This is a genomic window from Streptomyces sp. NPDC048277 (genome assembly GCF_040652235.1).
Classification (GTDB): domain Bacteria; phylum Actinomycetota; class Actinomycetes; order Streptomycetales; family Streptomycetaceae; genus Streptomyces.
In genome coordinates this window covers 220,978-247,553 of the sequence record NZ_JBEZLQ010000014.1, presented here as the reverse complement: position 1 = coordinate 247,553, position 26,576 = coordinate 220,978, and the positions used below count along the sequence as shown (strand labels likewise).

General features: G+C 69.3%; 27 protein-coding genes and 2 tRNA genes. 16 read left to right on the top strand and 13 right to left on the bottom strand.

Annotated features, from left to right (window positions below):
* Positions 1-56: 56 nt before the first annotated feature.
* Complete coding sequence (locus tag AB0D85_RS29315; RefSeq protein WP_181803462.1) at positions 57-605, bottom strand: DNA-binding protein; 549 nt, start codon at positions 603-605, stop codon at positions 57-59.
* 142 nt (positions 606-747) lie between these two features.
* Between AB0D85_RS29315 and AB0D85_RS29310 the strand changes: the two genes are divergently transcribed.
* Positions 748-820 (top strand) — tRNA-Ala (locus AB0D85_RS29310).
* A gap of 58 nt (positions 821-878) precedes the next feature.
* Here AB0D85_RS29310 and AB0D85_RS29305 read toward each other — a convergent pair.
* Both AB0D85_RS29305 and AB0D85_RS29300 read right to left on the bottom strand, forming a co-directional pair.
* Positions 879-1,958 (bottom strand): HAMP domain-containing sensor histidine kinase, encoded by a 1,080-nt coding sequence (locus AB0D85_RS29305; RefSeq protein WP_362326494.1) that lies wholly within the window; start codon positions 1,956-1,958, stop codon positions 879-881.
* Entirely contained in the window at positions 1,951-2,676 is a 726-nt protein-coding gene (locus tag AB0D85_RS29300; protein ID WP_362326491.1) for a response regulator transcription factor, read from the bottom strand. Before AB0D85_RS29300 ends, AB0D85_RS29305 begins: the two co-directional genes overlap by 8 nt.
* A gap of 87 nt (positions 2,677-2,763) precedes the next feature.
* On the opposite strand from AB0D85_RS29300, the gene AB0D85_RS29295 reads away from it, so the two are divergent.
* Entirely contained in the window at positions 2,764-3,879 is a 1,116-nt protein-coding gene (locus tag AB0D85_RS29295) for an endonuclease/exonuclease/phosphatase family protein (protein WP_362326488.1), read from the top strand.
* 55 nt (positions 3,880-3,934) lie between these two features.
* On the opposite strand, the gene AB0D85_RS29290 is transcribed toward AB0D85_RS29295, so the two are convergent.
* Positions 3,935-4,630 carry a DUF5324 family protein gene (locus AB0D85_RS29290; RefSeq protein ID WP_362326485.1) on the bottom strand — a complete coding sequence of 232 codons (696 nt, stop codon included), beginning with the start codon at positions 4,628-4,630 and terminating at the stop codon, positions 3,935-3,937.
* 290 nt (positions 4,631-4,920) lie between these two features.
* Here AB0D85_RS29290 and AB0D85_RS29285 point away from each other — a divergent pair, with 290 nt between their 5' ends.
* Positions 4,921-5,454 (top strand): peptidylprolyl isomerase, encoded by a 534-nt coding sequence (locus AB0D85_RS29285; RefSeq protein WP_362326482.1) that lies wholly within the window; start codon positions 4,921-4,923, stop codon positions 5,452-5,454.
* Positions 5,455-5,574: 120 nt separating this feature from the next.
* Entirely contained in the window at positions 5,575-6,474 is a 900-nt protein-coding gene (locus AB0D85_RS29280; protein WP_362326479.1) for a rhomboid family intramembrane serine protease, read from the top strand.
* A gap of 248 nt (positions 6,475-6,722) precedes the next feature.
* Here AB0D85_RS29280 and crgA read toward each other — a convergent pair whose 3' ends face one another.
* Entirely contained in the window at positions 6,723-6,977 is a 255-nt protein-coding gene (gene crgA / locus AB0D85_RS29275) for a cell division protein CrgA (RefSeq protein WP_351956796.1), read from the bottom strand.
* Between the two features lie 152 nt (positions 6,978-7,129).
* On the opposite strand from crgA, the gene AB0D85_RS29270 reads away from it, so the two are divergent.
* From AB0D85_RS29270 to AB0D85_RS29245, 6 genes are read left to right on the top strand one after another with little or no spacing between them, the layout of a single operon-like run.
* The gene (locus AB0D85_RS29270) at positions 7,130-7,918 is read left to right on the top strand and encodes a DUF881 domain-containing protein (protein WP_362326476.1); all 789 of its coding nucleotides are present in this window, start codon (positions 7,130-7,132) and stop codon (positions 7,916-7,918) included.
* Between the two features lie 31 nt (positions 7,919-7,949).
* Positions 7,950-8,642, top strand: a complete 693-nt coding sequence (locus tag AB0D85_RS29265; protein ID WP_362326473.1) for a class E sortase — start codon at positions 7,950-7,952, stop codon at positions 8,640-8,642.
* Between the two features lie 52 nt (positions 8,643-8,694).
* Positions 8,695-8,856, top strand: a complete 162-nt coding sequence (locus AB0D85_RS29260; RefSeq protein WP_189296565.1) for a hypothetical protein — start codon at positions 8,695-8,697, stop codon at positions 8,854-8,856.
* Positions 8,853-9,491 carry an aminodeoxychorismate/anthranilate synthase component II gene (locus AB0D85_RS29255; protein ID WP_362326469.1) on the top strand — a complete coding sequence of 213 codons (639 nt, stop codon included), beginning with the start codon at positions 8,853-8,855 and terminating at the stop codon, positions 9,489-9,491. The genes AB0D85_RS29260 and AB0D85_RS29255 overlap by 4 nt, the downstream gene beginning before the upstream one ends.
* Positions 9,488-10,546 carry a class E sortase gene (locus AB0D85_RS29250; protein WP_362326466.1) on the top strand — a complete coding sequence of 353 codons (1,059 nt, stop codon included), beginning with the start codon at positions 9,488-9,490 and terminating at the stop codon, positions 10,544-10,546. The genes AB0D85_RS29255 and AB0D85_RS29250 overlap by 4 nt, the downstream gene beginning before the upstream one ends.
* A gap of 19 nt (positions 10,547-10,565) precedes the next feature.
* On the top strand, positions 10,566-11,318 hold the full coding sequence (locus AB0D85_RS29245) for a class E sortase (protein ID WP_362326463.1): 753 nt from the start codon (positions 10,566-10,568) through the stop codon (positions 11,316-11,318).
* 86 nt (positions 11,319-11,404) lie between these two features.
* Here the strand turns inward: AB0D85_RS29245 and pknB are convergent, their stop codons facing one another.
* The 6 genes from pknB to AB0D85_RS29215 all read right to left on the bottom strand — a co-directional run bounded on the left by pknB (position 11,405) and on the right by AB0D85_RS29215 (position 19,597).
* Complete coding sequence (pknB, locus tag AB0D85_RS29240; RefSeq protein WP_362326460.1) at positions 11,405-13,396, bottom strand: Stk1 family PASTA domain-containing Ser/Thr kinase; 1,992 nt, start codon at positions 13,394-13,396, stop codon at positions 11,405-11,407.
* A 169-nt stretch (positions 13,397-13,565) separates the two neighbouring features.
* Positions 13,566-15,050, bottom strand: coding sequence for a penicillin-binding protein 2 (locus AB0D85_RS29235; RefSeq protein ID WP_362326457.1), 1,485 nt, complete (start codon positions 15,048-15,050; stop codon positions 13,566-13,568).
* The gene (locus AB0D85_RS29230) at positions 15,047-16,489 is read right to left on the bottom strand and encodes an FtsW/RodA/SpoVE family cell cycle protein (protein ID WP_362326454.1); all 1,443 of its coding nucleotides are present in this window, start codon (positions 16,487-16,489) and stop codon (positions 15,047-15,049) included. Before AB0D85_RS29230 ends, AB0D85_RS29235 begins: the two co-directional genes overlap by 4 nt.
* A gap of 30 nt (positions 16,490-16,519) precedes the next feature.
* Positions 16,520-18,085, bottom strand: a complete 1,566-nt coding sequence (locus tag AB0D85_RS29225) for a Stp1/IreP family PP2C-type Ser/Thr phosphatase (protein WP_362326717.1) — start codon at positions 18,083-18,085, stop codon at positions 16,520-16,522.
* A 98-nt stretch (positions 18,086-18,183) separates the two neighbouring features.
* Positions 18,184-18,705 (bottom strand): FHA domain-containing protein, encoded by a 522-nt coding sequence (locus tag AB0D85_RS29220; RefSeq protein ID WP_362326451.1) that lies wholly within the window; start codon positions 18,703-18,705, stop codon positions 18,184-18,186.
* Positions 18,706-18,715: 10 nt separating this feature from the next.
* Positions 18,716-19,597 (bottom strand): DUF3662 and FHA domain-containing protein, encoded by an 882-nt coding sequence (locus AB0D85_RS29215; RefSeq protein WP_362326448.1) that lies wholly within the window; start codon positions 19,595-19,597, stop codon positions 18,716-18,718.
* A gap of 405 nt (positions 19,598-20,002) precedes the next feature.
* Here AB0D85_RS29215 and AB0D85_RS29210 point away from each other — a divergent pair.
* Together AB0D85_RS29210 and AB0D85_RS29205 are read left to right on the top strand one after the other, a co-directional pair.
* Positions 20,003-20,086, top strand: a tRNA-Leu gene (locus AB0D85_RS29210).
* Between the two features lie 369 nt (positions 20,087-20,455).
* Positions 20,456-20,791 (top strand): helix-turn-helix transcriptional regulator, encoded by a 336-nt coding sequence (locus AB0D85_RS29205; protein WP_362326445.1) that lies wholly within the window; start codon positions 20,456-20,458, stop codon positions 20,789-20,791.
* A 40-nt stretch (positions 20,792-20,831) separates the two neighbouring features.
* Here AB0D85_RS29205 and AB0D85_RS29200 read toward each other — a convergent pair whose 3' ends face one another.
* Positions 20,832-21,632 (bottom strand): hypothetical protein, encoded by an 801-nt coding sequence (locus AB0D85_RS29200; protein WP_362326442.1) that lies wholly within the window; start codon positions 21,630-21,632, stop codon positions 20,832-20,834.
* A gap of 441 nt (positions 21,633-22,073) precedes the next feature.
* Here AB0D85_RS29200 and AB0D85_RS29195 point away from each other — a divergent pair, with 441 nt between their 5' ends.
* From AB0D85_RS29195 to AB0D85_RS29180, 4 genes are read left to right on the top strand one after another with little or no spacing between them, the layout of a single operon-like run.
* A complete protein-coding gene (locus AB0D85_RS29195) occupies positions 22,074-23,537 on the top strand; it encodes a DUF2252 domain-containing protein (protein ID WP_362326439.1) in 1,464 nt (487 codons plus the stop codon).
* A gap of 38 nt (positions 23,538-23,575) precedes the next feature.
* The gene (locus AB0D85_RS29190) at positions 23,576-24,040 is read left to right on the top strand and encodes a hypothetical protein (RefSeq protein WP_362326436.1); all 465 of its coding nucleotides are present in this window, start codon (positions 23,576-23,578) and stop codon (positions 24,038-24,040) included.
* 9 nt (positions 24,041-24,049) lie between these two features.
* Positions 24,050-24,862, top strand: a complete 813-nt coding sequence (locus tag AB0D85_RS29185) for a hypothetical protein (protein ID WP_362326434.1) — start codon at positions 24,050-24,052, stop codon at positions 24,860-24,862.
* Between the two features lie 39 nt (positions 24,863-24,901).
* On the top strand, positions 24,902-25,231 hold the full coding sequence (locus AB0D85_RS29180) for a rhodanese-like domain-containing protein (RefSeq protein WP_362326714.1): 330 nt from the start codon (positions 24,902-24,904) through the stop codon (positions 25,229-25,231).
* Between the two features lie 101 nt (positions 25,232-25,332).
* Here the strand turns inward: AB0D85_RS29180 and AB0D85_RS29175 are convergent, their stop codons facing one another.
* Positions 25,333-26,466, bottom strand: coding sequence for an acyl-CoA dehydrogenase family protein (locus AB0D85_RS29175; protein ID WP_362326431.1), 1,134 nt, complete (start codon positions 26,464-26,466; stop codon positions 25,333-25,335).
* Between the last annotated feature and the right edge of the window lie 110 nt (positions 26,467-26,576).

Below are 26,576 nucleotides of genomic sequence, written 5' to 3'. Positions count from 1 at the left end.
CCAGAGCGTGGCCCCGCCCGGTTCACCGGACCCCCTCCGGTGTACCGGGCCGTGGCTCAGCTCTGGTGGGACTGGTAGTGCGTGACCGCGTCCGAGGTGCGGCCGGCGCCGTACACCCGGAGGAACTCCGCGAGCTCCGGGTGGGTCGGGGCGAGGGTGTCGGCCGCGTCGATGATGTCGCCCGCAGCGGCCACCGAGCGCAGCAGCGACTGGATCTCGCGGACCACCCGCTTGACCGTCGGCGCTCCCGAACCGCTCGTCGTCTGTGTGGTGTTGCTGAGCACCGAGCCCCCCTGGGACTTCTTGATCTCGTCCATGCGCTCGGTCGCCTCGGCCGCGCTCACGCTGCCGTCCGCCACCTGCTGGGCCAGGTCCTGGAGCAGCTGCACCCGCTGGACCACGGCCGGGTTGCCGATCTTCGCCCGCTGGCCGCTCATCAGCTGCGACAGCATGGGCGCGGACAGTCCGAGGACCGCCGCCAGACGAGCCTGGTTGAGCCCCAGGTCGTCGATGAGCTTACGGAAGAGCGCCCCCAACGGCTCTCCGTACCAGTTCCGCTGCAGCTCCCGCGCTCTGGCGGTGGCTTCCTGCTGTGCGGCGTCCATTGCGTCTCCCCATCGCTTCCCCAAAAAATCCACGGTTCGCTACAGCGAACCTCGTCGAGCATCTTACGGAGCGTGGTCATCCGGGGGGACCCCCAATCTTTTTGCGAGGTACGGGGGGTGACCCGGTACTCTGGTGTGCGCCGGGGCCTTAGCTCAGTTGGTAGAGCGCTGTCTTTGCATGGCAGATGTCAGGGGTTCGACTCCCCTAGGCTCCACAACAACCCCTCCGACCTGCGAAAACGCGGTTCGGAGGGGTTTTTGCGTGCCTATGTGTCAGCCCGGTGACGCCGCCGGCAGTTCCACGGTGACGCGGAGCCCGCCGGCCGGGCGCGGGGTGAGGGTGAGCGTTCCTTCATGGGCCTGGGCGACGGTCTCGACGATGGCCAGGCCGAGGCCGACGCCCGCGTGATCGGTGTGGACGCGCTCGGTGCCGCGCCGGAACGGTTCGGTGAGCGTCGAGGCCAGCCGGGGCGTGACCTGCTCGCCGGTGTTCTCGACGGTGAGCACCACGGTCCTGGGGCGGACGCCGGTACGGACCCACACGGTGCCCTGTCCGGGCAGGTTGTGGACGATCGCGTTGTGCACGAGATTCGTGGTCAGCTGCAGCAGGAGCGCCGGCGATCCGGTCGTGGGGGTGATGTCGCCGCTGGTCTCGATGGTGATGCCCTGCTTCTCCGCGAGGGGGAGGAGCGTCTCGGTGGCTTCCTCCGCCAGCAGGGACAGGTCGACGCGTTCCCGGGTGAAGGACCGCTGGTCGGCCCGGCTGAGCACGAGCAGCGCCTCGGTGAGGTCGATCGCCCGGGTGTTGACGGCGTGGAGGCGGTCGATGACTTCGCCGGTGTCGCGCGCCGGATCGGTGCGGGCCACGTCGAGAAGCGTCTTCGAGATGGCCAGCGGGGTGCGCAGTTCGTGCGAGGCGTTGGCCGCGAACCTGCGCTGTTCGGCGACGTGGGCTTCGAGCCGCGCCAGCATCGTGTCGAAGGCGTCGGCGAGTTCGCGGAACTCGTCCATGCGGCCCGGCAGCCGGATCCGGTGGGAGAGCGATCCGCTCGCGGCCACGCGGGTGGCGTCGGTGATGCGGGTCAGCGGGGCGAGCATGCGGCCGGCGAGGAACCATCCTCCCAGGAGCCCGAACACCAGCAGGAACGCCATGACCACGGCTGCCCCCGACAGGAAGGTGAGCGCGAGCTGAGAACGGACCTGCACTCCGCCGATGCCGGCCTTCACGTTGGGCAGGTCCCTCAGCAGGAAAACCCACACCGATACGAGCATCAGGACACCGGCGAGCATCAGGAACCCGGCGTAGCTGAGCGTGAGCCTGAGGCGAACGCTCAACCCGGGCGCTCTATCCACGGTTCCCTCCCCCGCCCCCTCCTCCGCCCCTGACCCCGTCCCTGTCCCCGGCCTCCGAACGTGTGTCGACGTGGTAGCCGACGCCCGGCACGGTGGCGATGATCCAGGGCTCGCCCAGACGCTTGCGCAGCGCCGAGACGGTGATGCGCACGGCGTTGGTGAACGGGTCGGCGTTCTCGTCCCACGCGCGTTCCAGGAGTTGTTCGGCGCTGACGACCCCGCCCTCGGCGGCGACCAGGACTTCTAGCACGGCGAACTGCTTCCGGGTCAGCGCGACGTAGCGGCCGTCGCGGTAGACCTCCCTGCGGAACGGGTCCACCCGCAGCCCCGCGATCTCCCGCACGGGGGGCCTGCTGTGGGCGCGTCTGCGGTCCAGCGCCCTGAGCCTGAGCGCGAGTTCCTGGAGTTCGAAGGGTTTCGTGAGGTAGTCGTCCGCGCCGAGTTCGAACCCGGACGTCTTGTCGTCGAGCCGGTCGGCCGCGGTGAGCATGAGGATCGGCATGCCGCTGCCGGAGGCGACGATGCGTTCGGCGATCTCGTCACCGGACGGCCCGGGTATGTCGCGGTCGAGGACGGCGATGTCGTAGGCGTTGACGCCCAGCAGCTCCAGGGCGGTGTCGCCGTCACCGGCGATGTCGGCCGCGATCGCCGCCAGGCGCAGGCCGTCGCGAATGGCTTCCGCCAGATACGGCTCGTCCTCGACGATCAGCACACGCATGCCCTCAAGGCTACGAGCCGGCACATATCGTCGGCGTATCGAAAATCGCATACGCGCCGGCAACACGGCGCCCGGTCGACTGGCGGCATGAACCGCACCCCGCCACAGCCGGACACAGCGCACACGGAGGCGACCGGACAGACGGAGGCGACCGGACAGGAAGGCGCCGACCGCCGCGACACCGGCCTCGGTGCCCGGCGCGCACGCGTCCACCGGGCGCTCCGCCGCGCCACCCGGCCAGGACCCTGGAAGCGCGGCCCGGTGCCGGCCGCGCTGGCGCTGCTGCTGGGGCTGCTCATGCTGCTGCACGCGCGGATCACGGACCGCGGGGGCCTCGGCAGCCTGGTGGAGACCTTCCTGCCGTGGTTCGGCCTGTTCGTTCCGGTGCTGCTGGCCGGGGCGCTCTGGCGCCGCTCCGCCTCCGCGGTGGTCGCGCTGCTGTTGCCGGTGACGGTGTGGCTGAACCTCTTCGGCGGGCTGCTCGGCGACAAGTCCCACCCGGGCAGTGACCTCACCGTGGCCAGTCACAACGTCGACGCCGGCAACCCCGACCCGGCCGGCACCGCCCGCGACCTGGCCGCCTCCGGGGCGGACGTGCTGGCGCTGGAGGAGATCACCCCGCGGGCCGAGCCGCTGTACGAGAAGGGGCTGGCGAAGGCGTACCGCTACCACACGGTGCAGGGCACGGTCGGGCTGTGGAGCAAGCTGCCGCTGTCGGACATCCGGCCGGTCGACATCGCGACGGACTACGGACCGCTGGCGGCCACCAAGCCGGCCAGTGCCAAGCTCGCCTACAACCGGGCGCTGCGCGCGACGGTGACCACGGACCGGGGGCCGCTGGCGGTGTACGTGGCCCATCTGGGGTCCGTGCGCGTACTGCCCAGGAACGGCTTCTGGACGGACAGCCGGGACCGCGGCGCGAAGGCGCTTGCCAAGGCCGTCGCCGCCGAGCCGAACAAGCGGCTGGTGCTGCTCGGCGATCTGAACGGCACCACCGACGACCGCGCGTTCGACGGGCTCACCTCGCGGCTGCGCTCGGCCCAGGACGAGGCGGGGGACGGTTTCGGCTTCAGCTGGCCGGCGACGTTCCCGGTGGCGCGGATCGACCAGATCCTGGTCCGCGGCGTGCGGCCGGAGAGCTCGTGGGTACTGCCGGCCACCGGCAGCGACCACCTGCCGGTGGCGGCCGGAATCGGCTGGTGATCCGTGGGGCGGGAGGTGTTCGCGCCTCCCGCCCCACCAGTCCACTGCTTCGAGGTCAGCGCTTCTTGTCGTCCCGGGACGCCCGGTCCTCGGCCTCCTTCGCCTGGACCTCGGGGTCCAGCGGGGAGCTGCCGTCCACCGAGTTGAGCCGGCTCGAGTCCGGCACCTCCGTGGCCGCGGGGGGCTCGACCAGCCAGTCGGGGTTGGCCTGCTTGTCCCACCACTTCCAGGCGGTGAAGGCGGCACCGGCCAGCACACCGGCCACGGCGAACGCCTTGAACACACGGCCGCACGCCGAGCGCCGGGCGTTCCTGCGCGCCAGCTTCTCGATGTCCTCGGCCGAGACGTTGCCGCGCAGCGCGGCCAGCGCGGCAGCGCCCCGCGCGGTGGCCTCGTCGCGGACCGGCCCGGCCGCCGCCACGGCCTGCTCGATCCTCGGACGCGAGTAGTCGGCGGCCTGCCGGGCGGCCCTGCGGGTCAGGTCCGCGGCGTCGTGCGCGGCCTGGTCCACCATCGGCGGCACATGCGTCCGGGCCTGCTCCAGACGCGGCACGAGACGGGCGTCGTACTGGACGCGGGCCTGCTCGGCGGCCTGCGACACCACGGGCGCGAGCCGTACGCGTGCCTCCTGCGCGTAGTACGCGGCACGCTCCTTGGCCGTGTCGGCATAGGGCGCCACCGCTTCCGCGGCGTGCCGCACGCTGTCCTTCGCCGAACTGGTCGCGGCGCGCACGCTGTCTTTGCGGGTCACGGGTTTCCTCCTCCTCGGTGGCGTACGGTATTTCGACTTTCCACCCTTTTACGGATCATGCCTGCCAACGGGCCGAGTGGCGCGCGAGGGCGGGCATACGGGTGCAACCAGAGCTAAGAGGGGCTTGTCGACGACAATGCCACGGATCGGCGCCGCGCGCCCCCGCATGACAGAAGGGGTTCGGCAAGTGATTCGTGAGGATCCGGGGCCGGAAGCCCGGCACGGACTGCGGGCCTGCCGTACCGTGCGAGGATCGGGGCACTGAATCCGAGCACAACGGAAGGTGGACCGTGGCCGAGCAGCTCTACGCCACCCTGAGGACCAGCCTCGGCGACATCGAGGTCCGGCTCTTCCCGAACCACGCGCCGAAGACGGTCAGGAACTTCGTCGAACTGGCGCAGGGCGAGCGTGAGTGGACCCACCCGGCCACCGGCGCGGTCTCCACGGACCCGCTCTACGACGGCACGATCTTCCACCGGGTGATCAGCGGCTTCATGATCCAGGGCGGCGACCCGCTCGGCACCGGCATCGGCGGCCCCGGCTACAAGTTCGAGGACGAGTTCCACCCCGACCTGCGCTTCGACCGGCCCTATCTGCTCGCCATGGCCAACGCCGGCCCCCGCACCAACGGCTCGCAGTTCTTCATCACGGTCAACCCCGCTCCCCACCTCAACCGCAAGCACACCATCTTCGGCGAGGTCGTCGACACGGACAGCCAGAAGGTCGTGGACAAGATCGCCGCCGTCACCGTCAGCGGACCGAACAAGCGGCCCGAGAACGACGTCGTGATCGACACGGTCGTGGTCGGGAAACGCGAGAGCTGAGCCGCCCCGGGCACACCCCGCGGGGAACCGCCGGACAAAGCTCCGAAGGGAACCAAACACCCCGCTCGTCCGTAAGGATGTGCGGGGCACAATGGTGCTCACGACGAGCGAGGGGACCCCATGGAGGACCAGGCGGCAGGCAGCGCGCGCGACGCCCACAGCCTGCCCATGTGCTACCGGCACCCGGACCGGGAGACCGGCGTGCGCTGCACCCGGTGCGAGCGCCCCATCTGCCCCGAGTGCATGGTCAGCGCCTCCGTGGGCTTCCAGTGCCCCGAGTGCGTGCGCGGCACCGCCGAGGGCCGGAGCGGACCGCCCCCGGCGGCCTCCCGGCCCCGCACCATCGCGGGCGGCACGATGGTCGCCGACCCGCGGCTGCTCACCAAGATCCTGATCGGCGTCAACATCGCCGTCTTCCTGGTCCAGCTCTCGGTCGGGGACAGCTTCACCAACCGCTTCGACCTGATCGGCCAGGCCTGGTTCCCGCAGTACGGCGACGTCGAGGGCGTCGCGCAGGGCCAGTACTACCGGTTGCTGACCGCGATGTTCCTGCACGACAGCTCGAACTACATGCACATCGCGTTCAACATGCTCAGCCTGTGGTGGATCGGCGGCCCCCTGGAAGCCGCCCTCGGCCGCGCCCGCTACATCACGCTGTACTTCGTCTCGGGCCTGGCCGGCAGTGCGCTCAGCTATCTGCTCGCGGCCCAGAACCAGCCCTCGCTCGGCGCGTCCGGCGCGATCTTCGGGCTCTTCGGCGCGACCGCGGTGCTGATCCGCCGGCTCAACTACGACATGCGGCCGATCATCGCGCTGCTGGTGATCAACCTCATCTTCACGTTCAGCGGCGGTATCGCCTGGCAGGCCCACATCGGCGGCCTGGTCGCCGGTGTCGTCACCGGTTACGCGATGGTGCACGCCCCGCGCGAGCGGCGGAACCTGATCCAGTACGGCACCTGTGCGCTGGTGCTGGCCGTGGCCGTCGTCCTGACGATCGTGCGAACAGCTCAGCTCACCTGATACCGAACCGTTGTCCACAGTCGGTGGCCGATCTTGTGCACAACGTGCGCGCACACCTGTGCCCCCTGTCCCTCACTTGCGTTTCCGCAGGTCAGGCAGGGGGCACTTGGTTCAGGCGAGGGGCGTTGTGGTAGTCGTACCGGCGTCAACGCCCCACGGGTTATCCACAGATCGTCTTCTTTTCCCCAGGTCCATACACAGGCCTGTGGATAACTCAGCGGATAACCCTGGGCAGAGCTACCGCCGAGCTACTTCCACTGCGTGGAGACACCGAAGCCGGCGGCGATGAAGCCGAAGCCCACGACGATGTTCCAGTTGTCGAGGCTGTCGATGGGCAGCGAACCGTCGGTCACATAGAAGACGACGATCCAGGCCAGCCCGATGAGGAACATGGCCAGCATCACCGGTGCGACCCAGGCCCGGTTGTTCAGCTTGATGGCGGTCGCCTGCTTCGCCGGCGGCGGCGTGTAGTCGGCCTTCTTGCGGATACGTGACTTCGGCACGAGGGTCTCTCCTGTCGATGCGCTGCGTGGCCGCGCAGGTAACTGGGTCGGGCTCGGGGCAGCGTACAAGGGGACAGTAAGGGCTCACCGAGCGCTCCCCCGGGCGTCCGTTAGCGTAGTGCTTCCGTGGCGTCGAAGGAGATAAGGGTACGTTGAGCAATTCTGCCGACTCCAACGCGACCGGATCAATGGGTCCCGCCCCGGCCCGCAAGGGCGGCTTCCGTCCGGTGCGGATTCTCACCGTGGGCGTCTTCGCCCTCGCCGGCCTTCTCTTCTTCACCAGCTTCAACACGGCCAAGGGCACCGACATCCGCTCGGACGACAACCTGCTGAAGCTGTCCGACCTGATCCAGGAGCGCAGCCGCAAGAACAAGGAGCTGGACGAGGCCAACGCGAGCTCGCGCGACCAGAACGAGAAGCTCGCCGAGCGCGACGACGGCTCCTCCAAGGCCCAGGACGACAAGCTGACCGGGCTGGAGAAGGACGCGGGGACCCAGAAGCTCTCCGGCAAGGCGATCACCGTCACGCTCAACGACGCCCCGCCGAACGCCACCGCCAAGCTCCCCGGCTACCCGGAGCCGCAGCCCGACTACCTCGTCATCCACCAGCAGGACCTGCAGGCCGTGGTGAACGCGCTCTGGAAGGGCGGCGCCCAGGGCATCAAGGTCATGGACCAGCGGCTGATCTCCACCAGCGCGGTGCGCTGCGTCGGCAACACGCTGATCCTCCAGGGCCGGGTCTACTCGCCGCCGTACAAGATCCAGGCGGTCGGGGACCCGGCGAAGATGCAGCAGGCGCTCGCGGACTCCGAGGCCATCCAGAACTACATGGTGTACGTGAACGTGTACGGCCTCGGCTGGAAAGTCACCGAGGACGGGACGGTGACTCTGCCGGGCTACTCGGGCACAGTGGATCTGCACTACGCGAAGCCCGTGCAGTAGCCGCCTTCCCGGAGTCTTTCTGGAGCCGCCGGTGCGCGTGATCGTCAGGACCGTCAGCGAGCTCTGCATCACCGTCGGCACCCTCATCGTCCTTTTTGTGGTCTATGTACTGTTCTGGACCGGCGTGAAGGCCGACAGCGTGATGCACGACCAGATCGATCAGTTACAGCAGCAGTGGTCCGACAGCGCCACGGTGCACCCGAAGGCCAAGGCGACCGCGACCGCGTCTGCTCCCGCCGCGCCGGCCGCCTATCACTACGGCAAGGCCTTCGCGATCATGTACATCCCGCGGTTCGGTTTCACGTGGAACAAGCCGGTCCTGGAGGGCACCGGCACCGACGTGCTGCAGAAGGGCCTCGCGCACTACGCCCGGACCGCCCGGCTGGGGCAGGTGGGCAACTTCGCGGTCGCCGGCCACCGCCGCACGTACGGCGATCCGTTCCTGAACTTCCCGGAGCTGCGCAAGGGCGACGCGATCGTGCTGACGGACGGGACCACCTGGTTCACGTATCGGATCGACAAAGGCCCCTACAAAACAGTTCCGACGGACGTTGAAGTGATCGACCCTGTGCCACGTAAGTCGGGGTATACGCGCCCGGGGCGTTATCTCACGCTGACCACGTGCGATCCGGAATGGGGGCACAGCCATCGGCTGATCGTCTGGGCGCATTTGGACTCCACACAGCCTGTGGACACAGGCAAACCCGCGGCGCTGCGCCGTTAGTCTGGTGCAGTACGGCGGGATTCTGGTGCCGTGGTGGAACGGAAGGGACGGCATGTACGGCTGGATCTGGCGGCATCTGCCGGGGAACGCATGGGTGAAGGCGCTGCTCTCGCTCGTGCTCGTCCTGGCCGTGGTCTACGTCCTGTTCCAGTACGTCTTCCCCTGGGCCGAACCGCTGCTGCCCTTCAACGATGTGACGGTGGACAACCAGTGAGCGCGCGGATTCTCGTCGTCGACAACTACGACAGCTTCGTCTTCAACCTGGTCCAGTACTTGTACCAGCTGGGCGCCGAGTGCGAGGTGCTGCGCAACGACGAGGTGTCGACGGCGCACGCCCAGGACGGCTTCGACGGCGTCCTCCTCTCGCCCGGACCCGGCACGCCGGAAGAGGCCGGGGTGTGCGTGGACATGGTCCGGCACTGCGCCGCGACCGGTGTCCCCGTCTTCGGTGTCTGCCTCGGCATGCAGTCGATGCAGGTGGCGTACGGCGGGGTGGTGGACCGGGCGCCGGAACTGCTGCACGGAAAGACCTCGCTGGTGGAGCACGAGGGCAAGGGCGTCTTCGCCGGCCTGCCGACCCCCTTCACCGCGACCCGCTACCACTCCCTCGCGGCCGAGCCGGACACGGTCCCGGCCGAGCTGGAGGTCACCGCCCGCACCCACGACGGGATCATCATGGGGCTGCGTCACCGTGAACTCCCGGTCGAGGGTGTGCAGTTCCATCCCGAGTCGGTGCTGACCGAGCACGGGCACCGGATGCTGGCCAACTGGCTGGTGGAGTGCGGGTACGAGGGGGCCGTGGCGAGGTCGGCGGGGCTCGCCCCGGTGGTGGGCAGGGCCACGGCGTGACCGCGCTGCGCCCCGAGCGCGAGACCGATACCTCGTACGGGGATCAGTCGTACGGGGGGTCGAGCGCGCTCGGGGAGACGGCGTATCTGCCTCCCGTCACGGCCCAGGAGCCGGCGACGGCCTATCTTCCGCCGATCGACGAGGAGACCGTCGCGCTGCGGATCCCCGATCCGCTGCCCATATCGGCGTCTGCGGGCACGGCAGCCCCTTCCGCAACAGGAACACCAGGGGGCGGCCGAGCGGCCCGCAGAAAGGCAGCCAAGCGGCGTGGCGGGCGGCACGGCGGCGCACCGGAGGCTCCGGAGACACCGCCGAGCGCGAACAGCGGCTCGGGACGGACGCTCTCCCGGGTCGAGGCCCGTCGCCGGGAGCGGCTGCGCAAGCCCAGCCCGGCCGTCGTGGCGAGCCGGGCGATCGGCGAGGTGTTCATCACCACCGGTGTGCTGATGCTGCTGTTCGTCACCTACCAGCTGTGGTGGACCAACGTCCGGGCCCATGCCCAGGCGGGCAGCGAGGCCAGCACCCTGCAGAAGGACTGGGCGAGCGGCAAGCGCGCGCCCGGTGTCTTCGCGCCCGGGCAGGGCTTCGCCATCCTGCACATCCCCAAGCTGGACGTGGTGGCGCCGATCGCCGAGGGCGTCAGCAACAAGAAGGTCCTCGACAAGGGCATGGTCGGCCACTACGGCGAAGGTGCGCTGAAGACCGCGATGCCCCAGGACAAGACCGGCAACTTCGGCCTGGCCGCGCACCGCAACACGCACGGCGAGCCGTTCCGGTACATCAACAGGCTGGTGGCCGGTGACGCGGTCGTCGTCGAGACGCAGGACGAGTACTACGTGTACAAGGTGACGTCGATGCTGCCGGTGACGTCGCCGAGCAACGTCAGTGTGCTGGACCCGATCCCTAAGGGCTCGGGCTTCACCACGGCGGGCCGTTACATCACGCTCACCACCTGTACTCCGGAGTTCACCAGCAAGTACCGGTTGATCGTCTGGGGCAAGATGGTCGAGGAACGCCCTCGCAGCGAGGGCAAGCCGGACGCGCTCGTCGAGTAAGGGCAGAGGCAGAGGAACAGTGGCAGCGACCGCCGACGACACCGAAGAACAGACCGACGCGCCGGACGACGGGGCGCCCCTCCCGAGCCGTCGGCCGATCGGCCGGATCGCGACGGCGGTCAGTGTCTTCGGCGAACTCCTCATCACCGCGGGCCTGGTGCTCGGCCTGTTCGTCGTCTACTCGCTCTGGTGGACGAACGTGGTCGCCGACCGCAAGGCGGACCGCGAGGGCGACCAGGTCCGTGACACCTGGGCCCACCAGGACACCGGCCCGGGCGCGCTGAACACGAAGAACGGCATCGGCTTCCTGCACGTCCCGTCGATGAAGAACGGCGAGGTGCTGGTCGAGAAGGGCACGTCGACGGACGTCCTCAACGACGGTGTGGCCGGCTACTACACGGACCCGGCCAAGGCCACGCTCCCCACCACGGGCAAGACCGGCAACTTCACCCTCGCCGCCCACCGCGACGGCCACGGCGCCAAGTTCCACAACATCGACAAGGTGAAGGTCGGCGACCCGATCGTCTTCGAGACGCGGGACGACTGGTACGTCTACAAGGTCTACGACATCCTCCCCGAGACCTCGAAGTACAACGTCAAGGTCCTCTCCCAGGTCCCCGAGGAGTCCGGCAAGACCAAGCCGGGCCACTACATCACCCTGACGACCTGCACGCCGGTGTACACGAGCCGGTACCGGTACGTGGTGTGGGGCGAACTGGTCCGGGTCGACAAGGTCGACAGCAAGCGGACCCCGCCGAAGGAACTGCGCTAGCCGGCCCGGACACGGCGAAGGGGCCCCTGCCGGGAATCACCGGCAGGGGCCCCTTCGTCACTGGGCGCGGAACTGGCCGCGGAACGTCAGCCGCTGGTACCGCCGAAGACGTTGGTACCGCCGTTGTTGCCGCCGTTGTTGTTGCTGTTGCCGAAGCTCACCGTGGTGAGGGTGATCTGCGTGCTGCCGGGGTCGTTGACGCCGGTGTTGGCGGACGGGTCCTGGTTGGTGACGAACGCGTTGTCGCTGGAGTCGCCGTTGAACTGGATGTTGGTGAAGCCGGCCGCCTGCAGGGTCTGCTTGGCCTGCTTCACGGTCTGGCCCACCACGCTCGGCACGGCCGTCTGCTGCTGGGCCTTGCCGATCTGGATGTTCACCGTGGAGTTCTTGTCGACCTGCTGACCCGCCTGCGGGTCGGTCGAGACGGCCTTGCCGACCAGGTTGGAGTCCGAGGTGTCGACCTCGGTGCAGTTGCCGACCAGGTTGTTGGCCGTCATCTGGGCCTTGGCGTCGTCACAGGACTTGCCGGTGACGTCCGGGACCGTGGACTTCTCCTCGGCCTTGGCCACCGTGAGGGTGATGGTCGAGCCCTTTTCCACCTCGGTGCCGAGGACCGGATCCTGCTCCAGGACCGTGCCCGCGGTTTCCGCGGACGTCTTCTGCTTCGTCTTGACGACGAACTTGTACTTGTCGCCCTCGAGCGTCGTCGTGGCGTCGTCGACGTTCTGGCCGACGACGCTGGGTACGACCACCTTCGGCGCCCCGGTCGACACCACCAGGTTGATCGTGTCGCCCTTGTTGACGTTGGACCCAACGGTCGGGTCCTGCGAGCAGACGCTGCCCTTCGGCTGGCTGGCGCAGGCCTTCCTGGTCGGTGTCCCCAGTTTCAGACCGGAGTTGTCGGCCATCTTCTGCGCGTCCGAGTAGGTCTGGCCGACGAAGGTCGGGACAGGGAACGGTTTGTCCCCGCCGTGGCCGCTGACCACCCATTTCCCGATCAGGACCGAGCCCGCCAACACCAGGATGCCGGCGACCACGAGCAGGATCGTCGAGGTGTTGCGCTTCTTCTGCTGGCGGCGGCGGTCCGGGCGGTCGTCGTAGCCGAAGCCACCGTCGTCCGGGTTCATGGGCGGCAGCATGGTGGTCGCACCGGCGTCCGCGCGCAGCGCCGTGGTCGCATGGTCGTCCGGGTAGCCGCCGTAGCCGACCGAGCCCATGGCGGCCGTGGCCGCGACCGGCTGGCCGTCCAGGCACGCCTCGATGTCGGCGCGCATCTCGTCGGCCGACTGGTACCGGTAGTTCGGGTCCTTGACCAGGGCCCGGAGGACGATCGCGTCCATCTCCGGGGTGATCTCGGGGTCGAACACCGACGGGGGCTGCGGTTCCTCGCGGACGTGCTGGTACGCGACGGCGACCGGGGAGTCGCCCACGAACGGCGGGCGTACCGTCAGCAGCTCGTAGAGGAGGCAACCCGTCGAGTACAGGTCCGAGCGTGCGTCGACCTGCTCGCCCTTCGCCTGCTCCGGGGAGAGGTACTGGGCGGTGCCGATCACCGCTGCCGTCTGGGTCATGGTCATGCCGGAGTCGCCCATGGCGCGGGCGATGCCGAAGTCCATCACCTTGACCTGGCCGTTGCGCGTCAGCATGACGTTCGCCGGCTTGATGTCCCGGTGGACGATGCCGCTGCGGTGCGCGTACTCCAGGCCCTGAAGGATGCCGATGGTCATCTCCATCGCGCGCTCCGGCAGGAGCTTGCGGCCGGAGTGGAGCAGCTCGCGCAGTGTCGAGCCCTCCACGTACTCCATGACGATGTACGGGATCGAGACCCCGTCGATGTAGTCCTCGCCCGTGTCGTAGACCGCGACGATCGCGGGATGGTTGAGCGAGGCGGCCGACTGGGCCTCCCGGCGGAACCGGGCCTGGAAGGACGGATCACGCGCGAGGTCCACGCGCAGCGTCTTCACCGCCACCGCGCGGCCGAGCCGGGTGTCATGCGCGAGGTAGACCTCCGCCATGCCACCACGGCCGAGCACGTGGCCCAGCTCGTACCGGCCGCCGAGGCGACGCGGCTCTTCCATAGCTACCTACCAGCCCTCTCCGTCGGTCCCGACCGGCACGGGTGTGCGGTCGGAGGCTGCCGTCCGGGCCTACCGTACCCGGCTGTGTTTGTGTGACCTGGCCAAGCCCGTAACCCGATACAGGACCGGTATCGCAACGTGCACCGATGTGAAGGGAACGTGAGCGGGGTCACTTCTTGGAGTTGATGACCGCCTCCATCACGCTCTTCGCGATCGGGGCCGCGAGGCCGCCGCCGGAGATGTCGTCACGGTTGGCCTGGTCGTCCTCGATCACCACGGCGACCGCGACCGGCTTGCTGCCGTCGGGGAGCTTGGCGTACGAGATGAACCAGGCGTAGGGGTTCTCGCTGTTCTCCACACCGTGCTGGGCGGTACCGGTCTTGCCACCGACGGTGATGCCGTTGATCTGCGCGTTCTTGCCCGTGCCGTCCTTGACGACCGTCTCCATCATGGACTGGAGGATCTGGGCGTTGGAGGAGGAGAGCGGCTGGCTCATCTCCTCGGGGTCGGTCTGCGAGATCGTGTCGAGGTTCGACGACTGCAGCTTGTCGATCATGTACGGCTTCATAAGCTTGCCGTCGTTGGCGACCGCCGAGGCGACCATGGCCATCTGGAGCGGGGTCGCGGCGGTGTTGTACTGGCCGATCGAGGACAGCGCGGTCTGCGACTGGTTCATGTTGTCGGAGAAGACCGAGGCGCTGGAGCGGACCGGGGTGAACTGCTCGGCGTCGAAGCCGAACTTCTTGGCCTCGGCCAGCATCTTCTCGTTGCCGAGGTCGGCGCCGATCTTGCCGAAGACGGTGTTGCAGGAGTACCGCAGCGCGATCCGCATGGTCGCGTTCTTGCAGGGGATGCTGCCCTCGTTCTTCAGCTCGGTCGTGGTGCCCGGCATGACGTAGGGCAGCGGCGAGTCGGTGGCCGAGTCGGCGTCCTTGTACAGCCCGTTCTCCAGCGCGGCCGCGGCGGTGACCACCTTGAAGGTGGAGCCCGGCGGGTAGGTCTCGCGCAGCGCCCGGTTCAGCATCGGGTCGTTCGGGTTGTATTTCTTCTGCAGGTTCTTCCAGGCCTTCGCGTCGTTGTCCGAGGCGCCCGCGAAGACCGAGGGGTCGTACGACGGGTAGGAGGCGAGGGCCAGGATCTTGCCCGTGGAGGGCTCCAGGGCGACCACCGCGCCCTTGCCGCCCTGCGACTTCAGCCCGTTGTAGGCGGCGCTCTGGGCGGCCGCGTTGAGGGTGGTGACGACGTTGCCGCCCGACTTCTGCTTGCCCGTGATCATGTCGAGGGTGTTGCGGAAGAAGAGCCGGTCGTCGTTGCCGGTGAGGATGCCGTCCTCGACGGACTCCATCAGGTTGGCGCCGAAGGCCTGCGAGGCGAACCCGGTGACCGGCGCCCACATCGGGCCGTTCTTGTAGGTGCGCTTGTACTTCAGGTCGTTGAGACCCGAGGAGCTGGACGTCGTGGAGCCGGTGATCGGGTTGCCGTCGACGATGATGTCGCCGCGCGGGGTGGAGTAGCGGGCGATCGTGACCCGGCGGTTCAACGTGTCGTTCTTCAGGCTGTCGGCCTTGACGTACTGAAGCCAGTTGTCACGCAGGAGGAGCGTGAGGACCAGCAGGCCGCAGAAGAGCGCGATCCGGCGCAGGGGCTTGTTCATGACGGGCGGACCACCTGGGTCATCTCGGCGTCGGGGTTGCTGGCGGGGGCGGGCGCCGGGCGGCGCGCGGTGTCGCTGATTCTGATGAGGATGCCGATCAACGCCCAGTTGGCCAGCACGGAGGAACCTCCGTACGCCATGAACGGCATGGTCATACCGGTCAGCGGGATGAGCCCCATGACACCGCCGGCGACGACGAAGACCTGCAGGGCGAAGGCGCCGGACAGGCCGACCGCGAGCAGCTTGCCGAAGGGGTCGCGGGCGGCGAGGGCGGTACGCACGCCGCGCTCCACGATCAGGCCGTAGATCAGCAGGATCGCCATGATGCCGGCCAGGCCCAGCTCCTCGCCGAAGGTGGCGAGGATGAAGTCGGAGTTGGCGGCGAACCGGATGAGGTCGGAGTGGCCCTGGCCGAGGCCGGTGCCGAGGGTGCCGCCGGAACCGAAGGCCCACAGCGCCTGCATGGACTGCTCGGAGTGGCCGACGACGCCCTGCTGGCTGAGCTTGTACTCGTGCAGCGGGTTCATCCAGGCCTGGACGCGCTGCTGGACGTGCGGCTCGAAGCTCGCCACGCCGACGGCGCCGACCGCGGACATCAGCAGACCGAAGACGATCCAGCTGGTCCGCTCGGTGGCGACGTACAGCATGATGACGAACATTCCGAAGAACAGCAGCGAGGTGCCGAGGTCGGTCTCGAACACCAGGATCAGGATCGACATCAGCCAGACGACCAGGATCGGACCGAGGTCGCGGCCGCGCGGCAGGTACAGGCCCATGAAGCGGCGGCTGGCCAGGGCCAGTGCGTCGCGCTTCACCATCAGGTACCCGGCGAAGAAGATCGCCAGGGCGATCTTCGCGAACTCACCGGGCTGCAGCGAGCCCAGGCCCGGGACCCGGATCCAGATCTTGGCGCCGTAGATGTTGGCGCCGAGGCCCGGCACCAGCGGCAGGATGAGCAGCACCAGCGCGCCGAACATCGAGATGTAGGTGTAGCGCTGCAGGACGCGGTGGTCCTTGAGGAAGATCAGTACGACGACGAACATGCCGATGCCCAGCGCGGTGTACAGCAGCTGGCGGGGCGCGGCCTGGAAGTAGTTCGGCAGCGACTGCAGCAGCTTCGACTGGTCGAGGCGCCAGATGACCACCAGCCCCAGGCCGTTGAGCAGTGTGGCCAGGGGCAGCAGCAGCGGGTCGGCGTAGGCGGCGAACTTCCGCACGCCGAGATGGGCGATGCCGGCCATGAGGCCCAGGCCCAGGCCGTAGCTCAGCAGCCCGGCGGGGACCTTGTCGTTGATGGCCAGGCCCACGTTGGCGTAGGCGAACACCGGGATGGCGACGGCGAACACCAGGAGCGCGAGCTCGGTGTTGCGCCGGCTCGGCGTGCCGATGGAGCCGATCGTGGACGTGTGGTTCGTCGACGTGTTGGTAGTACTGCTCATCGTGTGACGGGGCCTCTCACGGCTTGCCTACTACTGCTTACCGCACAGCGAGACGACCTTCTGCTCATCCTCCGAGAGGGTGGGGCCGGGGCTGGGGGTCGCTGAGGGGGACGGGGACGGTGACGCCGTGGAGGACGCCGAGTTCGACGGTTTGGGCGATGCCTTGGACGTGAGAGAGGTCTTGGTGGTTCCCGTGGTGCCTCCAGCCTCGCCCTGGCCCGTCTTGGAGTTGGTCTTGGACTCGGCCGCGGCGCGCTCCGACTCCTTCTTGCAGGCCGAGGCCTGCACGGCCAGCTCCTGGACCTTCGACTGGGCGTCGTCGAGACCGCCCTCGGCGATGGTGGCCTTGACCTGCTTCTGCTGGTACGCCGGCAGGTACTTGAGTTCGATCTCGGGGTGGTCCTTCTCCACCTTCGACAACGACACCCAGGCCAGGTCCTGGCTGATGCCCTGGTACAGCGCGATGTGCTCGCCGTTGGCGCCGACGTAGTACTGCGTCTGCGTCCAGCGCCAGCCGCCGTACAGGCCCCCGCCGATGACGGCGAGGGCGAGCACGCTGTAGAAGGTTCTCTTCAGCCACTTCCGCCCCTTGCGGGGCTTCACGAAGTCGTCGTCGGTGTAGTCGCCGAAGCTGCCGGCCGGGACATAGCCGGTGGTGTCGCCGGAGCCGGGCGGGCCGAACTCGCCGCCCCCGCCCTGGCCGGGGACCTGGCGGCCGAGGTTCGCGGCCCGTCCTGCCGGGGTCTGCATGAAGCCGTTGTCGTGCAGGTGGTGCTGGTTCTCGGCGACGGCGCCGACCACCACCGGGGTGTCGGAGAACTGGCCGGCGAGGGTGTCGCCGGTGTCCAGGTCGAGGACGTCCGCGATGATGACCGTGATGTTGTCGGGGCCGCCGCCGCGCAGTGCGAGCTGGATCAGCTCCTGCACGGTCTCCTGCGGGCCCTGGTAGCTGGCGAGGGTCTCCTCCAGGGTCTGGTGGGAGACGACGCCGGAGAGCCCGTCGGAGCAGATGAGATAACGGTCACCCGCGCGGACCTCGCGGATCGAGAGGTCGGGCTCGACGTGTTCACCGCTGCCGAGCGCGCGCATGAGGAGCGCGCGCTGCGGATGGGTCGTGGCTTCCTCTTCGGTGATCCGGCCCTCGTCGACGAGCCGCTGCACCCAGGTGTGGTCCTGGGTGATCTGTGTGAGCACACCGTCACGGAGGAGATACGCGCGCGAGTCGCCGACGTGCACGAGACCGAGCCGCTGCCCGGTCCACAGCAGGGCGGTGAGGGTGGTCCCCATGCCCTCCAGCTGCGGGTCCTCCTCGACCATGGAACGCAGCTGGTCGTTGGCCCGCTGCACGGCGTGGCCGAGGGAGGTGAGGATGTCGGAGCCCGGCACGTCGTCGTCGAGCGTGACCAGCGTGGAGATCACCTCGGAGGAGGCGACCTCACCGGCGGCCTGGCCGCCCATGCCGTCGGCGATGGCGAGCAGGCGGGGACCGGCGTAACCGGAGTCCTCGTTGCCCTCGCGGATCATGCCTTTGTGCGATCCGGCGGCGAAGCGCAGTGACAGACTCATGCGCACCTCGCCCGTCGGCTCCGGGTACATCCGCACGGTGCCCACCCTCCGGTCGGGAGCGCGCAAAGGACCGGCGTCCGGTCCGCCGCTGCGTGCTCGCTCCGCTCGCGCCTACTCATGATGTAGCACTACTTCCGCAGCTCGATGACGGTTTTGCCGATGCGGATCGGTGCGCCCAGCGGGATCGGTGTGGGAGTCGTCAGCCGGGACCGGTCCAGGTACGTGCCGTTCGTCGACCCGAGGTCCTCGACGATCCACTGGCCGTCGCGGTCCGGGTAGATCCTGGCATGGCGGCTGGAGGCGTAGTCGTCGTCCAGCACGATCGTGGAGTCGTGCGCACGGCCGAGCGTGATGGTCTGCCCCTGGAGCGCGACCGTCGTCCCGGTCAGGGTGCCCTCGCTCACGACCAGCTTGCTGGGGGCGTTGCGCCGCCGGCCGCCGCCCGCGGGCTGCTGGGCGCGCTGCTGCGGAGGCGCGGCCTGCTGCCGGGCGGCGGGCTGCTGCCGGCGTCCTTCTTCCCTACGCGATCCGCGCTGGGTGACGCGCGTACCGAACAGGTCGCTGCGGATGACCTGCACGGCCACGATCACGAACAGCCACAGTACGGCCAGGAAACCCAGCCGCATGACCGTGAGGGTCAGCTCTGACATTGCCCCCGCTTCACCCTTCGGCTTGCCGGTAAATGATGGTGGTGCTGCCCACGACGATCCGCGAGCCGTCGCGGAGCGTAGCGCGGGTGGTGTGCTGCCCGTCCACCACGATGCCGTTGGTGGACCCGAGATCCTGGATCGTCGAGGGCGTTCCGGTCCGGATCTCGCAGTGCCGGCGGGAGACGCCGGGGTCGTCGATCCGCACGTCGGCCTCGGTGCTGCGGCCCAGCACGAGCGTCGCGCGGGAGATCTGATGGCGGGTGCCGTTGATCTCGATCCAGTAGCGGGTACGGGAGCCGGGCGCCGGGGCGCCGACGGGCCCGGAGGGACCGGCGGGCCGCTGGCCGGCGGGCTGCGCAGGCTGCGGGTAGCCGTAGCCACCGGGGCGCTGCGGGGCGCCGGGCGGCGGTGCGCTCGGCATCGGCGGGGCGGCGGGACCCGACTGCGGGTAGCCGTAGCCGCCCGGGCGCTGCGGGGCGCCGCCGGCCGGGGCGCGCTCCGCGGCCTGCTGGTTGCTCGAGGAGGCGAGCGTGCGGCTGCGCACCCGGTACAGGCCGGTGTCGAGGTCCTCGGCCTTCTCCAGGTTGACCTTGATCGGCCCCATGAAGGTGTAGCGCTGCTGCTTGGCGTAGTCGCGGACCATCCCGGCGAGCTCGTCGCCGAGCTGCCCGGAGTAGGGGCTGAGCCGCTCGAAGTCGGGGGCGCTCAGTTCCACGATGAAGTCATTGGGTACGACGGTCCGGTCGCGGTTCCAGATGGTCGCGTTGTTGTCGCACTCACGCTGCAGTGCGCCGGCGATCTCCACGGGCTGGACCTCGGACTTGAACACCTTGGCGAAGGTGCCGTTGACCAGACCTTCGAGACGCTGCTCGAACTTCTTCAGGACTCCCACAGGGCACCTCCTCTGTCGCCTTGCCCGTACTGCTGCTTCTTCCGCTACTGCTCACTGATCGTATCTACGCGCCCGGCAATCAGCCGGTTCCCCGAGCGGCCCCTCTTCGAACTCCTCCGCACGCTTCTCCTGTCAAGGATCCGCGAGTCTTCTGCACAGGATCGTAGAGGTGGCCTACGACCAGTGTCCCGCACCCGACTGTGGACCCGATCCGTCTCCTGGACAGATGGGCCGGACCGGTACGAGGTTGATACGAGAACGCAGACTGCCCGGTACGCGGGCTTCAGGTGAGCGCTGCCCGGGGAAATGGGATGTGAACCCACCCTGTCCCACGTGCTAGTGTTCTGGATGTCGGAAGGGGCCAGCCCGCAGGAAACGGGGCCGGAACCGGAGGACACACCCAATGCGCGGGTGGCGGAATAGGCAGACGCGCTGGATTCAGGTTCCAGTGCCCGCAAGGGCGTGGGGGTTCAACTCCCCCCTCGCGCACAGAGATACCGATGAACGGGTCTCTGCCGGTGACGGAAGTCACGGCAGGGGCCCGTTTCTCGTCGGCCGACGGCTGTGAGACATCGCACAGCTTGGTAAGGGCAGGTGAGGGGCCTCGGCCCGTGAGCTATCTCACGGGAGGAGAGCCCTCACCTGCCCTCACGTCGCCCCCATTGGAGTGACGTCCGACCGGCCATGGACCGGTTGTCCGGGAAGTCCATAGTCGCAGGTCACAGACTTTTCTACGGGACGGTTCGCGTCGTCGTGCACGGAGATTCCGCTGGAATCGACTGTTTAGCCAGAGCTAAAGGTGGCATCCTTGAGGCAGCGGCAACATCCGCTGCAGCGGCTTCAGTTGGGGGTCATACGATGAGCTTCTTCGCTAGTGGTGAGAGCAACGTCGAGTTAGCCGGTGCCCAGCTGGCGCGGCAGGCTTCGGCCTCTCTCGCGGGCCTGCTGGCCGGGCTCGGCACGTCACGCGCCGACCTTGCCAAGGCCATGGGGGTCAGCCCCGGCCGAGTCAGCCAGATCATGTCGGGGGACTCGAACCTGACGATGCGCACGTTGGCCGCTGTGGCGGAAGCGCTGGGGGCCGACATAGAGATCAGGTTTTCTCCCCGTCTCCCGCAGACCGCACAGGGCCCGTCCGTGAGCAACGGAGAGCCGCTGTCCTTGCACAAGAGCGGTGTCGCCTCGCATCGCTGAGCGAGTCACGGGGCCGGCGGGCCCGCGGCCTCGCTGACGGCTACCGCCGGGCGCGGTTGCGGCGGAGGCCGAACCGTCGTCGTTGCGGGGGCAGCGCGGAACTGTGGAAGGCGTCGCTGGGAAGCGCCGCGGCGCGCAGTGCCTCGAGCGCGGTCTGTTCCGTCCGGCGGCCGTGTACGTAGGCGCAGAACAAGAGGTCTCCGCAGCGGTTCTGGGCTTCGCCGACGGCGCTCCGGCACTGATAGGTCTCTTCGGCGGTCGGCTTTCGCATCCACCCGTCGATGTCACGGCGGGCCTCGTCCGTCTTCGTCTGCACCTCCAGCGCGTGGATCATGGCCCGGTCGGCCGCGTCGAAGAGGTTCGTGATCGTTTTGGTGAGCGCCGGATGCCGGTCCACCAGGTAGTTCCTCAGATCGTGGACGAACACGCGGAGCTGCGTCGACTTCTCGAAGCCGTCCAGGAACCGGTCGCACCAGCTGTGCGCGTCGAGAAGCATGCGGTATTCGAGCCGTTCCCTCAGCCAGGCGATGCCGAGCGTCATGAACTTGACGTAGGGCTGGGTCGTGTCGTCCTGCCTCTTGCGGGGCATGGCGGTGACACCCGTCGCCAGACCCGCGGCCGCCGGCGGCAGCTTGGCCAGGTGGGGAAGCGCCAGACCGGCGGCGACCCCGACCGCACCCGTCAGGACGAGGACCAGAAGCGTCAGGCCGGCAGAGCGCCAGCTGCCCAGCAGCCATCCCTTGCCGACGGAGTGGCGGACCAGGCCGACCCACGCAAGACCGGCGCTCAGCAGGGCCGGTAACGCGTAACCGGTGAGCCAGCCGTGGTGGTACCAAGTCATGAACGGCCCCAAGTCATGCATGGACAGATAGGACCGCCGCAGGCGAGCGGAAGGTGAGCCGGGCTCCCCCTCGGCGTGTGTGCCCAGCCCTCTCACGGCAGGCCCGTCACGGGTCGGCTGCAGCGAGTACCGGAGATGATGTCACCCGCCGCGTCCTCGTGGGATTACTTTGCGCGACAAGTCGCCACTGAATGCGGTGATCCGGCCACTCCGGGTGCCGCACGGCCGAGTGTCGCCGTGCGCCGGGCGACCGTGCGCATCCGTCGTCGTCGCACGTGCCGCGGCGGACCGGTGCGCCCGGATTGGCTCGATACAGGTGTGAAGACAGGTGTGAAGCCCCGACCCGTGAGCCGTCTCAACCCCAATTCGCCCGGACCGTCCCGAAGTTATCCACAGGGTCTGACGCCTTTCGGCCCCCACCTGTACCGTCTCCACGAGTTGATGTTCGAGAGTGTGCGTGCGTGGAGTACGGGGGAGGCGGTCGACGTGACCGGACTGGAAGAGCCGACGACGGCCGGGGCGCGCACGCTGCCCTCGCCGAAGGGCTTTGCGCAGTGGCCCCCGAAGAGTTCTCCCAAGGAGGAGGGCAAGGCGCTGCGTTCGGCGGTACCGCGCGGCAGCCATCACGCCCTGGACCTGGACGGCTCCCGTCCCGGTGCGGTGAGCGCGGTCGAGGAGTCCAACCGGGACCGTATCCCGGAGCTCGTCCCGATACGGGTCGGCAGGATGGCGGCGAGCCCGTTCGCGTTCCTGCGCGGCTCGGCCGGCCTGATGGCGCACGACCTGGCCCGCACCCCGATGACCAGGATCGCCACCCAGATATGCGGCGACGCCCACGCGGCCAACTTCGGCCTGTACGGCGGCCCGCGCGGTGACCTCGTCATCGACCTGAACGACTTCGACGAGACGGTGTCCGGCCCCTGGGAGTGGGACCTGAAGCGGCTCTCCGCCTCGCTGGTGCTGGCCGGCCGGGAGGCGGGCGCCGACGAGGACATGTGCCACAAGGCGGCGGGCGACGCGGCCGGCGCCTACCGCCGCACCATGCGCCTGCTGGCCAAGCTCCCGGTGCTGGACGCGTGGAACGCCATCGCGGACGAGGAACTGGTCTCCCACTCCGACGCCCACGACATGATCGGCACCCTGCGCCGGGTCTCGGAGAAGGCCCGGGCCAACACCAGCGGCCGGTTCGCGGCCCGCTCCACCGAGCCCACCGAGGACGGCGGCCGCCGCTTCGTCGACGCCGCACCGGTGCTGCGCCGGGTCCCGGACGCGGAGGCGGAAGCGGTCACCGCGGCCCTGGAGCACTACGTCACCACGCTCTCCGAGGACCGCCACCCGCTGCTCTCCCGGCACACCCCGCACGACGTCGCCTTCCGCATCGTCGGCACCGGCAGCGTCGGCACCCGGTCGTACGTCGTGCTGCTCCTCGACCACCGCGGCGAACCGCTGATCCTCCAGGTCAAGGAGGCCCGCCCGTCCGCGCTCGTCCCGCACCTGGCGACGGCCGGCTTCGAGGCGGCCGCCGTCGACCACGAGGGCCGCCGGGTGGTCCTCGGCCAGAAGCGGATGCAGGTGGTCAGCGACATCCTGCTCGGCTGGACCACGGTGGCCGGCCGCCCCTTCCAGGTCCGCCAGTTCCGCAACCGCAAGGGCAGCGTCGACCCGGCCGCCCTGTCCCCCGACCAGATCGACGACTACGGCCGGATGACCGGCGCCCTGCTGGCCCGCGCCCACTCCCACAGCGCCGATCCACGCCTGATCGCCGGCTACTGCGGCAAGAGCGAGGAGCTGGACGAGGCGATAGCGGCGTTCGCGGTGACCTACGCCGACCGCACGGAGGCGGACCACGAGGAACTGGTGGCCGCGGTGCGGGCGGGGCGGATCGCGGCGGAGCTCGGGGTGTGATCTCCGGTGACGTACGTCCGTGGAGACGAGGTGCCGAGGTGAAGTACGTCGAGATCGGCGAGGGCGAGGCCGCGGTCCTCATCGACGCCGGCCCCTACCTGGCGCGGCTGCCGGAACTCGCCGGCGGTCTGCCGCCCGGCGCCCGCGCCTTCGCCACCGACCCCCGCCACTACGAGTTCGGCGGCCGTCGCTGTGTGAAGGACCTGCGTCCGCTGGACATGCGCCGCACGGCCCCCGCCGACATCGAGATCCGCTTCCGCCACAACTGCTTCCAGCACGACGAGGACCTGATCATCCGCTACACGGGCGTCTCCCGCTTCCAGTCGGACGTCCTGGGCGCCTGCGACCTCGGCTCGCTCGGCGAGGTGATCCTCGACGAGATCCTCCCGCACCCCGACGGCTGCACCCACGAGCTGGCCTGCCGCCCCGGCACGCTCGTCGTGGCCTGCACGGACCTGGTCGCAGAGTGGGTCCCGGCCACCGACGACGACGAGAGGCCCTAGGCTGGTCGGGTGACGACCCCGGAAGCTGAGCAGTCCCAGGCACCGCGGCCCGAGGAACGCCTGGAGCGGGCCGTACGGGCCGCCGAGCAGGCGTTGATCGAGTACGAGATCGCGGTCGAGACCTTCCGTGTCGAGGTCGAGAATTTCTCCCGCCTGCACGAACAGAAACTCGGCCCCGTCTATCTGCGCCTCGAAGAGCTGGACGCGCGGATCGCCGAGGCGAAGGCCGCCCGCACCGGTGACCCCGAGGACATCCGCGCGGCCGAGGAGGCCCGGGCCCGGGTCATGCCCATGCCCGGGGTCGAGGAACTGCTGCACGGCTGGATGGACGGCGACGGTCTGTTCCCGGAGGCCGCCGCGATGCTCACCGAGCAGGAGGTACGGCCCCCGCAGCGGGTGCGGCCCAGCGAGGAGGCCCGCAGGCTCTACCGCGAGCTGGCCCGCAAGGCCCACCCCGACCTGGTGCAGGAGGGGGCCGAGCAGGAGCGGCGCGAGGAGTTCCTCAGCCGGGTCAACGCGGCCTACGCCCGCGGCGACGAGGCCCTGCTGCGCGAACTGGCGGAGGAGTGGGCGGCCGGTCCGGTCCCGCCGGAGCGCAGGCCCAGCCGCGCCGAGGAGCTCTACGCCCGCCTCGAATGGCTCGACCAGCGCAAGGAACTGCTCACCCTCGTCGCCAAGGAACTGGAGGACGGCCCCATCGCAGGCCTGCTCCGGCTGGCCCCCGAGGACCCCGACAGACTCCTCGACGAGATCGCCGAGAAGCTCTACAAGGACGTCGCCGAGCGGGAGGCGGAGCTGGCCGCGCTGCTCATGCAGGAGTAGCCGTCGGGTAGCGTCGGAGACATGAACTTCGCAGCGCGTGTGCCCACGGTCGAGGTCGTGGACCTCAAGGACGGCGACTTCCTGCTGGACGTCCGCGAGGACGACGAGTGGCAGGCGGGCCACGCCGCCGGTGCCCTGCACATCCCGATCAGCGAGTTCGTGGCCCGCTACGGCGAGTTCACCGAGGCGGCCCCCCAGGACGCCCGCGTCCACGTCATCTGCCGCTCCGGCGGCCGCTCGGCCCAGGTCACGATGTACCTGGTCCAGCAGGGCATCGACGCGGTGAACGTCGACGGCGGCATGCAGGTCTGGCAGGCAGCGGGCCGCGAGGTTGTAACGGAGGGCGGCGAACCGGGCTTCGTGGTCTGAAGCGCCCCGTCAGGGGCGCGGGGAACTGCGCGACCAGCCACTCACGGTCCGCAGCGTTCGTACGACCCCTCGCCCCCCTTTTTTTCTTCTCTTCTCCTCTGTCACCCCAGAGGATGCGCAGCCAGCAGGTCCCCCAACGCCTCCTCATAGGCCCCCGCCCCTCCGAGCGCCAGCTCAACCTGCTTGGCCCACGCGTGATACCGGTGCAGCACATACTCCGTGTCGGCCCCGAACCCCCCATGCAGATGCTGGGCCGTCTGCACCACCCGCCGCACCCCTTCGGCAGCCCAGATCTTCGCCACGGCCACATCCCCGGCCAGGGGCAACGCCCCCGGCGCCCCCGCCGCGATCCGCCAGGCCGCCTGCCACAACGTCGCCTCCATGGCCCGCAGATCGATGTACCGGTCGGCTGCCTGCACGGCCACCGCCTGGAACGTGGCGATCGGATGCCCGAACTGCTCCCGCTTCCCCGCGTACTGACTGGTCAACCCCAGCACCCGCTCGCCCAGCCCGAGCGCCGTCGCACACGTCCCCGTGGCGAGCAGCTCCCGCAGCCACTCCCAGGCCCCCTCCGCCACCACCACGTCCCGCCCCGCGACCCGCGCCGACTCCAGCCGCAGCTCACCGAGGCGTTCCCCGCTGGTCGACACCTGCTCGGCGAGCGCGACCCCGTCCGCTCCCGGCGCCACCAGCGCCAGCACGCTCCGGTCGTCGTCGGTGTGCGCCGGTACGACGACGAGATCGGCGTCGTACGCCCACGGCACCGCCGTCTGCACCCCGTCCAGCACCCAGGCATCCCCGTCCGGCCGGGCGGTGACCGCCAGTTCCGCGGGGTCGTGCCCGGTGCGTCCGCTCGCGGCGACGGTCAGCACCAGCTCGCCCCGCCCCGCCCGCGCCAGCAGCCGGTCCCTCAACTCCTCGGCCCCATAAGCCTGTACGGCCGCCACGGCCGCGCTGTTCTCCAGCAGCGGCACCCGCGCCAGCACCTTCGCCGACTCCCGCAGCACCAGGCACAGCGCGATCGCGTCGAGCCCGGCCCCGCCGTACTCCTCGTCCAGCAGCAGGCTCAGCAGGTCCGCGCCCGCCAGCCTGTCCCACAGCTCCCGGTCGAAGCCCTCGGCCACGGCACCGGTGGTCAGCGCCGGGCTCGGCACGGCGTCCGGCGCCACCCCGACGAACACCCCCCGTGCGGCCTCGGTCGCCGCCAACTGCTCCTCGCTGAAGGTGAAGTCCACGGTCCTGTCCTCCCGGCGGATCCGGTGATCTGACGGTCCGTCAAGATAGAACAGGTTCTAGAAGAAGGGAACCGAAAACCGCTGCGATCACCGGCTCCCCGCGTCATAGG

Bases quoted from the DNA above. Each gene is read 5' to 3' on its own strand.
- AB0D85_RS29315 (WP_181803462.1), bottom strand. From the start codon at position 605: ATGGACGCCGCACAGCAGGAAGCCACCGCCAGAGCGCGGGAGCTGCAG.
- AB0D85_RS29300 (WP_362326491.1), bottom strand. From the start codon at position 2,676: ATGCGTGTGCTGATCGTCGAGGACGAGCCGTATCTGGCGGAAGCCATT.
- AB0D85_RS29295 (WP_362326488.1), top strand. From the start codon at position 2,764: ATGAACCGCACCCCGCCACAGCCGGACACAGCGCACACGGAGGCGACC.
- AB0D85_RS29280 (WP_362326479.1), top strand. From the start codon at position 5,575: ATGGAGGACCAGGCGGCAGGCAGCGCGCGCGACGCCCACAGCCTGCCC.
- AB0D85_RS29260 (WP_189296565.1), top strand. From the start codon at position 8,695: ATGTACGGCTGGATCTGGCGGCATCTGCCGGGGAACGCATGGGTGAAG.
- pknB (WP_362326460.1), bottom strand. From the start codon at position 13,396: ATGGAAGAGCCGCGTCGCCTCGGCGGCCGGTACGAGCTGGGCCACGTG.
- AB0D85_RS29235 (WP_362326457.1), bottom strand. From the start codon at position 15,050: ATGAACAAGCCCCTGCGCCGGATCGCGCTCTTCTGCGGCCTGCTGGTC.
- AB0D85_RS29230 (WP_362326454.1), bottom strand. From the start codon at position 16,489: ATGAGCAGTACTACCAACACGTCGACGAACCACACGTCCACGATCGGC.
- AB0D85_RS29225 (WP_362326717.1), bottom strand. From the start codon at position 18,085: ATGTACCCGGAGCCGACGGGCGAGGTGCGCATGAGTCTGTCACTGCGC.
- AB0D85_RS29220 (WP_362326451.1), bottom strand. From the start codon at position 18,705: ATGTCAGAGCTGACCCTCACGGTCATGCGGCTGGGTTTCCTGGCCGTA.
- AB0D85_RS29205 (WP_362326445.1), top strand. From the start codon at position 20,456: ATGAGCTTCTTCGCTAGTGGTGAGAGCAACGTCGAGTTAGCCGGTGCC.
- AB0D85_RS29200 (WP_362326442.1), bottom strand. From the start codon at position 21,632: ATGACTTGGTACCACCACGGCTGGCTCACCGGTTACGCGTTACCGGCC.
- AB0D85_RS29195 (WP_362326439.1), top strand. From the start codon at position 22,074: ATGTTCGAGAGTGTGCGTGCGTGGAGTACGGGGGAGGCGGTCGACGTG.